Genomic DNA, 10,869 nt, shown 5'->3' with positions numbered 1-10,869 from the left:
ATCCTCTGTGGGCTCGGGGGCTGGAAGATGTATAGAAGGGACAGGGCCAGGACCGAGGACTCTCGGAAGCCCGGCCGCGCCGCCCCCCGCCGCGGTCGCACCCTCGCCCTGGTCCTCGCCCTGCTGTGCGTGCTCACCGCCGCGGGTGGGGGCTGGCTGCTGTACCAGCGCCAGCACCCGACGTCGGTGGACCCGGCGATCTTCGCCGCGGCCCGCAGCGGGGTCGAGGACGTCTACGCCTACGACTACCAGGACTCCGACGGCAGCGTGCAGCGCAAGCTCGACGCCCTCACCGGCGACCTGCGCGACCAGTACGAGTCCGACCTGTCCTCGGGCGGGATCATCGACACCTACGAGCAGGTGTCGGCGACCACGAGCTACGACGTCCTCGAGGTCGGCCTGCAGCAGGTGAACGAGTCCCAGGACCAGGCGACCCTGGTGGTCTTCGGCCAGTACGTCGTGCAGTCGGTGAACTCCGGCACCCAGGCCGCGCCGGCCGGGTCGGAGTGCACGGTCACCGACGACGGCGCCCAGTCCTGCACGCAGACCGTCCGGGTGACGATGCTGCAGGTCGACGGCGACTGGAAGATCAGCGAGCTCACCCTGCTGACCTCGAGCTGAAGCGCGCGCCGGGTCGTCGTCGGCGTGGCCGGTTCCGCCGGGCGCGCGCCGCTGGCATCATCCCCGGGGACCACCCACCCCCGGGGATGACATCGGCCCGGATGAGGGGTAGGGTCTCCTGTTGCGCTGCCCTCTGACTGCCAACCCGCCGAGCCGGGTCACCAGAGGTGCTCCGGAACACGACGGGGACACCTCGCGCTGACCAGGTCGAACGGGTGCTCCGTGGCCGTCGGGTGCCAGCGCCGACACCGCCGACGACGACCCGCACCGACCGCCCGCACGTCGTGAGGTCCTTGGAAGGACGCATCTTGGCAGGCTCCAGCCCCACCAGCACGGACACCACCAGCACCGATCAGATCATCCCGGACGACCCCCAGAACAGCGCGCACACCGCCGGCACCGCCGCGCAGAAGATCCCGGGCGCGCCGCTGCGCGTCTCCTTCGCGAAGATCCACGAGCCCCTCGAGGTCCCCGACCTCCTGGCGCTGCAGACGGCCTCCTTCGACTGGCTGGTCGGCAGCCCGGAGTGGAAGGCGACGCTTACCCCCGAGGAGCAGGAGACCGCCGTCGGCGGTCTGGCCGACATCCTCGAGGAGATCTCCCCGATCGAGGACTTCAGCGGTTCGATGTCGCTGTCCTTCTCCAACCCGCGCTTCGAGGACGTCAAGGCGTCCCTCGAGGAGTGCAAGGACAAGGACATGACGTACGCGGCCCCGCTGTTCGTCACCGCGGAGTTCATGAACAACACCACCGGCGAGATCAAGAGCCAGACGGTGTTCATGGGCGACTTCCCGATCATGACGAACAAGGGCACCTTCGTCATCAACGGGACCGAGCGCGTCGTGGTCTCCCAGCTGGTCCGCTCCCCGGGCGTCTACTTCGACAAGACCCTGGACAAGACCAGCGACAAGGACGTCTTCTCCGCCAAGGTCATCCCCAGCCGGGGTGCGTGGCTGGAGTTCGACGTCGACAAGCGCGACACCGTCGGCGTCCGCATCGACCGCAAGCGCCGCCAGCCGGTCTCCGTGCTGCTCAAGGCGCTGGGCTGGACCGAGGACCGCATCCGCGAGCACTTCCAGTGGTCGCCCACGATGCTGGCCACCCTCGAGAAGGACCACATCGCCGGCCAGGACGAGGCGCTGCTGGACATCTACCGCAAGCTGCGTCCGGGCGAGCCGCCGACGCGCGAGTCGGCCCAGGCGCTGCTGGAGAACCTGTTCTTCAACCCCAAGCGCTACGACCTGGCCCGCGTCGGTCGGTACAAGGTCAACAAGAAGCTCGGCGTGGGCGTGCCCCAGCCGACGCAGACGCTGACCGAGGACGACATCGTCGCCACCATCGAGTACGTGGTGAAGCTGCACGCCGGCGAGCCCGACCACGGCGTCGACGACATCGACCACTTCGGCAACCGGCGCCTGCGCACGGTGGGTGAGCTGATCCAGAACCAGATCCGGGTCGGCCTGTCCCGCATGGAGCGCGTGGTCCGCGAGCGGATGACGACCCAGGACGTCGAGGCGATCACGCCGCAGACCCTGATCAACATCCGGCCGGTCGTCGCCTCCATCAAGGAGTTCTTCGGCACCAGCCAGCTGTCGCAGTTCATGGACCAGACCAACCCGCTCGCGGGCCTGACCCACAAGCGCCGCCTGTCGGCGCTGGGCCCGGGTGGTCTGTCCCGTGAGCGCGCCGGCATGGAGGTGCGCGACGTGCACCCCAGCCACTACGGCCGCATGTGCCCGATCGAGACCCCGGAGGGCCCGAACATCGGCCTGATCGGGTCGCTGTCCTCCTTCGGGCGGGTCAACGCGTTCGGCTTCATCGAGACCCCGTACCGCAAGGTCGAGGGCGGTCTGGTCACCACCAAGATCGACTACCTCACCGCGGACGAGGAGGACCGGTTCGTCGTCGCCCAGGCCAACTCGCTGCTCGACGGCGACCGGCTCACCGAGGAGCGCGTCCTGGTGCGCACCAAGGGCGGCGAGGTCGACTACGTCGCCCCCGAGAACGTCGACTACATGGACGTGTCGCCGCGGCAGATGACCTCGGTCGCCACCGCGATGATCCCGTTCCTGGAGCACGACGACGCCAACCGCGCGCTCATGGGCGCCAACATGCAGCGCCAGGCCGTCCCGCTGCTGCGCAGCGAGGCGCCGCTGGTCGGCACCGGCATGGAGCTGCGTGCCGCCGTCGACGCCGGTGACGTCGTCACCGCGGAGAAGGCCGGTGTGGTCGAGGACTCCACCGCCGACTACGTGACCGTCATGGCCGACGACGGGACCCGGCAGACCTACCGGCTGCTGAAGTTCCGCCGCTCGAACCAGGGGACGTCGATCAACCAGTCCCCGGTCGTCGAGGAGGGCCAGCGGGTCGAGGTCGGCCAGGTCATCGCCGACGGTCCGTGCACCGACCAGGGCGAGATGGCGCTGGGCAAGAACCTGCTCGTCGCCTTCATGCCGTGGGAGGGCCACAACTACGAGGACGCGATCATCCTGTCGCAGCGCCTCGTGCAGGACGACGTCCTGTCCTCGATCCACATCGAGGAGTTCGAGGTCGACGCCCGCGACACCAAGCTGGGCGCCGAGGAGATCACCCGGGACATCCCCAACGTCTCCGAGGAGGTCCTCGCCGACCTCGACGAGCGCGGGATCATCCGGATCGGTGCCGAGGTCGTCCCCGGCGACATCCTCGTCGGCAAGGTCACGCCCAAGGGCGAGACCGAGCTGACCCCCGAGGAGCGCCTGCTGCGGGCCATCTTCGGCGAGAAGGCCCGCGAGGTGCGCGACACCAGCCTCAAGGTCAAGCACGGTGAGTCCGGGAAGGTCATCGGCGTCCGCGTGTTCTCCCGCGAGGACGGCGACGAGCTCCCCGCCGGCGTGAACGAGCTCATCCGGGTCTACGTCGCCCAGATGCGCAAGATCTCCGACGGCGACAAGCTCGCCGGCCGGCACGGGAACAAGGGCGTCATCTCCAAGATCCTCCCGCAGGAGGACATGCCCTTCCTCGAGGACGGCACCCCGGTCGACATCGTGCTCAACCCGCTGGGCGTGCCCGGCCGGATGAACGTCGGCCAGGTCCTGGAGACCCACCTCGGGTGGGTCGCCAAGACGGGCTGGCAGGTCGAGGGCGACCCGGAGTGGGCCAAGAAGCTCCCCGCCGGCGCCCGCGGTGCCGCTCCCGGCACCCGGACCGCGACCCCGGTGTTCGACGGCGCCCGCGAGGAGGAGATCGTCGGCCTGCTGGGCTCGACGACGCTCACCCGCGACGGCGAGCGCCTGGTCAAGGAGACCGGCAAGGCCCGGCTGTTCGACGGTCGTTCCGGGGAGCCCTTCCCCGAGCCGATCTCGGTGGGCTACGTCTACATCCTGAAGCTGCTGCACCTGGTCGACGACAAGATCCACGCCCGCTCGACCGGTCCGTACTCGATGATCACCCAGCAGCCGCTGGGTGGTAAGGCGCAGTTCGGTGGTCAGCGGTTCGGCGAGATGGAGTGCTGGGCCATGCAGGCCTACGGCGCTGCCTACGCGCTGCAGGAGCTGCTGACGATCAAGTCCGACGACATCCTCGGCCGCGTGAAGGTCTACGAGGCCATCGTCAAGGGCGAGAACATCCCCGAGCCGGGCATCCCCGAGTCGTTCAAGGTGCTGCTCAAGGAGCTGCAGTCGCTGTGCCTCAACGTCGAGGTGCTCTCCGGCGACGGGCAGGCCATCGAGCTGCGCGACACCGACGACGAGGTCTTCCGGGCCGCGGAGGAGCTGGGCATCGACCTCAGCCGCCGCGAGCCGTCGTCCGTCGAGGACGTCTGATCGACCGCCGGCCGGCCCGTGACCAGCGGGCCGGCCGGCCACCCCTCGTGACTCAAGAAACGAAGAACTAGCCCCGGAAAGGGGTAATCAGTTGCTCGACGTCAACTTCTTCGACGAACTGCGCATCGGCCTCGCCAGCGGTGACGACATCCGCCAGTGGTCCCACGGCGAGGTGAAGAAGCCCGAGACCATCAACTACCGGACCCTGCGTCCGGAGAAGGATGGCCTCTTCTGCGAGAAGATCTTCGGTCCCACCCGGGACTGGGAGTGCTACTGCGGCAAGTACAAGCGGGTCCGGTTCAAGGGCATCATCTGCGAGCGCTGCGGCGTCGAGGTGACCCGGGCCAAGGTCCGTCGTGAGCGCATGGGGCACATCGAGCTCGCCGCCCCGGTGACCCACATCTGGTTCTTCAAGGGTGTGCCGTCCCGGCTGGGCTACCTGCTCGACCTGGCGCCCAAGGACCTCGAGAAGATCATCTACTTCGCGGCCTACCTGATCACCAACGTCGACGACGAGGCGCGCCACCGCGATCTCCCGACGATCGAGGCCGAGATCAGCGCCGAGAAGCACAACCTGGAGAGCCGCCGGGACGCCGACGTGGAGGGTCGCCAGCAGAAGCTGGAGGCCGACCTCGCCGAGCTCGAGGCCGAGGGCGCCAAGTCCGACGTGCGCCGCAAGGTGCGCGAGGGCGGCGAGCGCGAGATGCGCCAGATGCGCGACCGCTCGCAGCGGGAGATCGACCGTCTCGACGAGGTCATGGACACCTTCCGCAAGCTCGACGTCAAGCAGCTCATCGCCGACGAGGGCCTCTACCGCGAGCTGCGCGACCGCTTCGGGGAGTACTTCGAGGGCGGCATGGGTGCCGCGGCGCTGCAGAAGCTGCTCGCCGAGTTCGACCTCGACGCCGAGTCCGTCTCGCTGCGCGACACCATCCGCAACGGCAAGGGCCAGCGCAAGCTGCGCGCGCTCAAGCGGCTCAAGGTCGTCGCGGCGTTCCAGCAGACCCGCAACTCGCCCATGGGCATGGTCCTGGACGCCGTCCCGGTGATCCCGCCGGACCTGCGCCCGATGGTCCAGCTCGACGGTGGCCGGTTCGCCACGTCGGACATGAACGACCTGTACCGCCGCGTGATCAACCGGAACAACCGGCTCAAGCGCCTGCTCGACCTGGGCGCCCCGGAGATCATCGTCAACAACGAGAAGCGGATGCTCCAGGAGTCCGTGGACGCGCTGTTCGACAACGGTCGCCGTGGCCGTCCGGTCACCGGCCCGGGCAACCGGCCCCTGAAGTCCCTGAGCGACCTGCTCAAGGGCAAGCAGGGCCGGTTCCGCCAGAACCTGCTGGGCAAGCGCGTCGACTACTCCGGCCGTTCGGTCATCGTCGTCGGCCCGCAGCTCAAGCTGCACCAGTGCGGTCTGCCCAAGCAGATGGCCCTGGAGCTGTTCAAGCCCTTCGTGATGAAGCGGCTCGTGGACCTCAACCACGCCCAGAACATCAAGTCCGCCAAGCGGATGGTCGAGCGTGCGCGCCCGGTCGTGTGGGACGTGCTGGAGGAGGTCATCACCGAGCACCCGGTGCTGCTCAACCGGGCACCCACGCTGCACCGCCTGGGCATCCAGGCCTTCGAGCCCCAGCTGGTCGAGGGCAAGGCCATCCAGATCCACCCGCTCGTGTGCACCGCGTTCAACGCGGACTTCGACGGTGACCAGATGGCGGTGCACCTGCCGCTGTCGGCCGAGGCGCAGGCCGAGGCCCGGATCCTGATGCTGAGCTCGAACAACATCCTGAGCCCGGCCGACGGTCGTCCGATCACCGCGCCGACCCAGGACATGGTGCTGGGCATCTACCACCTCACGACGCTCAAGGCCGCGGCCGACGAGCGCGGTGCCGACGAGCTGCCCAAGGCTTACGGGTCCGCCTCGGAGGCCGTCATGGCCTACGACCGGGGTGCCATCGGCATCCAGGAGCGCGTGCTCATCCGCCTCGACGAGGTCTTCGGCGTCGACAACGGCCCGAAGAACGACGCGTGGGAGGCCCCCGAGGGCTGGGAGCCGGGCGGGCCGGCGATCGTCAGCACGTCGCTGGGTCGGGTCCTGTTCAACGAGGCCCTGCCCGAGGACTACCGCTTCGTCAACTACCAGGTGCCGAAGAAGGAGCTCGGGGCGATCGTCAACGACCTCGCCGAGCGCTACGCCAAGGTGCAGGTGGCCGCGACCCTGGACGCCCTGAAGGCGGCCGGGTTCCACTGGGCCACCCGCGCGGGCATCACGATCGCCATCGACGACGTCGTGACCCCGCCGGCCAAGGCCGCGATCCTGGAGCGCCACGAGGACGAGGCCCGCAAGATCGAGAAGCAGTACGAGCGCGGCGTCATCACCGACTCCGAGCGTCGTGCCGAGCTCATCGAGATCTGGACCCGCGCGCGGGCCGAGGTCAGCCAGGCGATGGTGGACAACTTCCCCACCACGAACCCGGTGTGGGTCATGGTCAACTCGGGCGCCCGAGGCAACATGATGCAGATCAGCCAGATCGCCGGCATGCGTGGTCTGGTCGCCAACCCCAAGGGCGAGATCATCCCGCGGCCGATCAAGGCGAACTTCCGCGAGGGTCTGTCCGTGCTGGAGTACTTCATCTCCACGCACGGCGCCCGCAAGGGCCTGGCCGACACCGCGCTGCGCACCGCCGACTCCGGGTACCTCACCCGTCGTCTGGTGGACGTGTCGCAGGACGTCATCATCCGCGAGGAGGACTGCGGCACCGAGCGCGGTGTCCTGATGCCGATCGGCACCGTCCTCGACGGCAAGGTCACCCGCGACGCGCACGTCGAGACCGGCGTGTACGCCCGGGCCCTGGCCGCCGACGTCGAGGCCTCGGACGGGACGGTGCTGGCCACGGCCGGTGCCGACCTGGGCGACGTCCTCATCGCCGAGCTGGTCGACGCCGGCATCAGCGAGGTCAAGGTGCGCTGCGTGCTCACCTGCGAGTCCCTGCTGGGCACCTGCGCCACCTGCTACGGCCGGTCGCTGGCGACCGGCAAGCTCGTGGACGTCGGCGAGGCGGTCGGCATCATCGCCGCCCAGTCGATCGGCGAGCCCGGCACGCAGCTGACGATGCGCACCTTCCACACCGGTGGTGTGGCCGGTGACGACATCACCCACGGCCTGCCGCGCATCGTGGAGCTCTTCGAGGCGCGCGTCCCCAAGGGCAAGGCCCCCATCGCCGAGGTGGCGGGCACCGTGTCGATCGACGACGGCGAGCAGTTCCGCAAGCTCACCATCGCCCCCGACGACGGGTCCGAGGACGTCGTGTACGAGAAGCTGTCGCGCCGGTCGCGGCTGCGCGTCGAGGACGGCGGCCACGTCGACGTCGGCGAGCAGCTCACCGAGGGTGCTGTCGACCCGCACGAGGTGCTGCGGATCATGGGCCCGCGCGAGGTGCAGCTGCACCTCGTCCGCGAGGTCCAGGAGGTCTACCGCAGCCAGGGCGTGTCGATCCACGACAAGCACATCGAGGTGATCATCCGCCAGATGCTGAAGCGGGTGACCATCATCGACTCGGGCGCGACCGACTTCCTGCCCGGTGCGCTGATCGAGCGGACCATCTTCGAGACGGAGAACCGTCGGGTGGTGTCCGAGGGCGGCGAGCCGGCCTCGGCCCGTCCGGTCCTCATGGGGATCACGAAGGCGTCCCTGGCGACGGAGTCGTGGCTGTCCGCGGCCTCGTTCCAGGAGACGACCAAGGTGCTCACCGACGCCGCGATCCAGGGCAAGAGCGACAGCCTGCGCGGTCTGAAGGAGAACGTGATCATCGGCAAGCTGATCCCGGCCGGCACCGGGATCAGCCGCTACCGCAACATCACGGTCGAGCCCACCGAGGAGGCCCGCGCCGCGGTCTACACGATGGCCGGCTACGACGACGGGCAGTACTACAGCCCCGACGTGTTCGGTTCGGGCAGCGGCGAGGCCGTCCGCCTGGAGGAGTACGACTGGCGGAGCTGATCCGCCGACGCAGAGGCCCCGCAGACCTGATGGTCTGCGGGGCCTCTCGCGTTCGCGGGGTGCCTAGCGGGCGATGCGGGCCAACGTCTCGATGGTGCGACGTCGGCCGGCCGGGGTGTCGTCGAGCGGCTGGGCGGTGAGCACGGTGACCCCGGCCTCCGCGAAGGCGGCCACCCGCTCGGCCACCCACGACTCCGGCCCGATCAGCGACGTCTGCCGGACGAGCTCGTCGGGCACCGCGGCGGCCGCCTCCTCCTTGCGGCCGGCGAGGTAGAGGTCCTGGATGGTGGCGGCCTCCTCGGCGAAGCCGTACCGGACGGCGAGGTCGTTGTAGAAGTTCTTCCCCTTCGCGCCCATCCCGCCCACGTACAGGGCGACGCCGTGCTTGACGAACTCCAGCAGTCCCTCGACGTCGTCGCCGATGGCGACCGGGACACCGGCCACGACGCCGAGCTCGCCGAGGGCGGGGTCGCGCTGCGCCTTGCCGGCGTCCAGCGAGGCGCCCCACACGTCATGTGCCTTCTCCGGGTGGAAGAAGATGGGTTCCCAGTACTCGGCCACCTCCGCGGCCAGCTGGACGTTCTTGGGGCCGATGGCGGCCAGCAGCACCGGGATGCGCTCCCGGACCGGGGTGTTGATGAGCTTGAGCGGCTTGCCCAGACCGGTGCCCTGGTCGGCGGGCAGCGGGATCGTGTACTTCGGCCCGGCGTGCTCGAGCCGCTCCCGGCGCCACACCGACCGGCAGATCTCCACCACCTCGCGGGTGCGGGCCAGCGGGGCGTCGTAGGGCACGCCGTGCCAGCCCTCCACGACCTGGGGACCGGACGCGCCCAGGCCGAGGGTGAACCGCCCGTCGGAGACCAAGTCCAGGCCGGCGGCCGTCATGGCGGTGAGCGCCGGGGTGCGGCTGTAGATCGGCAGGATGCCGCTCATCAGCTCGACCCGGTCGGTGACCGCGGCGAGGTAGCCGAGCTGGCTCACCGCGTCGAACGTGTAGACCTCCGCGACCATCGCCACGTCGAGGCCGACCTGCTCGAGGTCGACGATCTCCTGGGCGGTCTGCCGGAAGTCACCGGAGTAGCTGGTCTGGATGCCGATGCGCACGCGGGTCCTCCTCGTCGGCGGGGCGTCCTCGTCGACGCCGTCCGTACCGGCAGCGTGGCACGGAGGTGCCGCTCGGGTCAGGTGGCCGGCAGCGCGCGGACCGTGCCTATCACCCGGGTGACCACGGCGACGCCGTCGACGGTGCCGGGCACCCGGGCACCGGCGGCCGCCTCGGCCAGGTCGACCCGCAGCACGTAGTCGGCGTCCTGCCTGGCCAGCCCGACCCCGGCGATCCCGGGTGCACCGGCGAGCCGGGCGGTCAGCACCGCCTTGGCGGCGCGGGCGGTGGGTCGGTCGGTCATCCACCCATGGTGGACCCGCTCCCGTCCCCGGTCCAGGCCCACCGACCCGTCAGGCCCCGGACACCCAGGTCAACCCGAGCACCCGCAGCACCGTGGCGAGCGGGTTGGCGAACGTGACGCCGCCCCCGTTGCTGCCGCCCTGGGTGGACCCGGCGAACAGCAGGCCCAGCGGCGCACGGTCGCTGCTGCGCCAGATCACCGAGCCCGAGTCGCCCCCGTCGCTGAAGGACCCGTCGACGCCCTCGATCTCGAGCTGGTCGTCGAAGGTGTGCACCACGTCGGCGTCGTACTGCACGCCGACGCCGTCCACCTCGACGGCGGTGATCCGGCCCCGGGTGTGGCCGGTGGTGCGCCCGACCTTCTCCACCGCCTCGTCCGGGTCGACGTCCTCGGCGGCGAGCACGTCGGCCAGGAGGGCCCCGCCCGGGTAGCCGGCCGGGTCGGCGTCCACGCCCTCGTCGAGGGCGGCCACCGCGGCGTCGACCAGGTTGCCGGTGGCCACGAAGCGCTCGAAGGCGGTCAGCGTGCCGACCCGGTCGGCGTCGGTGCCGCCGTCCGCGGGGCCGGGCTGCAGCACCGGGTCGCCCTCGGCGGCCGCGTCGCTCGCGGCCAGCACGTGGTTGTTGGACAGCACCAGCAGCCCGGCGGTGCCCGACCGCCGGACGAAACCGCCCAGCGTCCCGGCGGTGACGGTCGGGTGGGCGACCGACAGGCCGGGCACCAGCGGGCGGGTGCGCCGCTGGAGCTCCTCGGGGGTGGGGGAGCGCTGCGGGCGGACCGGCCCGATGACCCGGACGTCGACCTCGGCGCGGGCGGCGTCGTCCAGGCCGTCGAGGACCAGCCGGACGTCGGCCTCGGCGAGCAGCCGGACCGCCAGGTGCACCTGGTCCGGGCCGACCGGTGCGAGGCCCAGGGCGACCCCGCTCCAGGACCCCGGTGCGTCGCTGGCCACCACCGTCCCGGGCGGCGCCTCCGACAGCCGGCGGGACAGCGCGGCCTTGAGCTCGCGGGCGGTGTCGACGCGCACGGTGGCCTCCGG

General features: G+C 70.4%; 6 protein-coding genes. 3 read left to right on the top strand and 3 right to left on the bottom strand.

The genetic code is table 11. The features are described from left to right. The 3 genes from LFA75_RS06965 to LFA75_RS06955 form a co-directional block, all read left to right on the top strand. Positions 1 to 621, top strand: a 621-nt coding sequence (locus LFA75_RS06965; protein ID WP_225232931.1) for a hypothetical protein, incomplete at its 5' end; no start/stop codon positions are given. A 308-nt stretch (positions 622 to 929) separates the two neighbouring features. Then, a complete protein-coding gene (gene rpoB, locus LFA75_RS06960; RefSeq protein WP_225232930.1) occupies positions 930 to 4,424 on the top strand; it encodes a DNA-directed RNA polymerase subunit beta in 3,495 nt (1,164 codons plus the stop codon). A 91-nt stretch (positions 4,425 to 4,515) separates the two neighbouring features. Then, complete coding sequence (locus tag LFA75_RS06955; RefSeq protein WP_225232929.1) at positions 4,516 to 8,424, top strand: DNA-directed RNA polymerase subunit beta'; 3,909 nt, start codon at positions 4,516 to 4,518, stop codon at positions 8,422 to 8,424. 63 nt (positions 8,425 to 8,487) lie between these two features. Here the strand turns inward: LFA75_RS06955 and LFA75_RS06950 are convergent, their stop codons facing one another. The 3 genes from LFA75_RS06950 to LFA75_RS06940 form a co-directional block, all read right to left on the bottom strand. After that, a complete protein-coding gene (locus tag LFA75_RS06950) occupies positions 8,488 to 9,528 on the bottom strand; it encodes an LLM class F420-dependent oxidoreductase (protein ID WP_225232928.1) in 1,041 nt (346 codons plus the stop codon). 77 nt (positions 9,529 to 9,605) lie between these two features. After that, on the bottom strand, positions 9,606 to 9,830 hold the full coding sequence (locus LFA75_RS06945; protein WP_225232927.1) for a hypothetical protein: 225 nt from the start codon (positions 9,828 to 9,830) through the stop codon (positions 9,606 to 9,608). 49 nt (positions 9,831 to 9,879) lie between these two features. Beyond that, positions 9,880 to 10,857 (bottom strand): S1 family peptidase, encoded by a 978-nt coding sequence (locus LFA75_RS06940; protein WP_225232926.1) that lies wholly within the window; start codon positions 10,855 to 10,857, stop codon positions 9,880 to 9,882. Positions 10,858 to 10,869 lie beyond the last annotated feature (12 nt).

It is taken from the genome of Klenkia terrae (assembly GCF_900491935.1).
In the GTDB taxonomy this organism is placed as follows: domain Bacteria; phylum Actinomycetota; class Actinomycetes; order Mycobacteriales; family Geodermatophilaceae; genus Klenkia; species Klenkia terrae.
This window is presented reverse-complemented; position numbering and strand designations above follow the sequence as displayed.

What these genes read in the sequence shown, in the direction of transcription:
- LFA75_RS06945 (WP_225232927.1), bottom strand. Translation starts at nt 9,830, where the DNA reads ATGACCGACCGACCCACCGCCCGCGCCGCCAAGGCGGTGCTGACCGCC.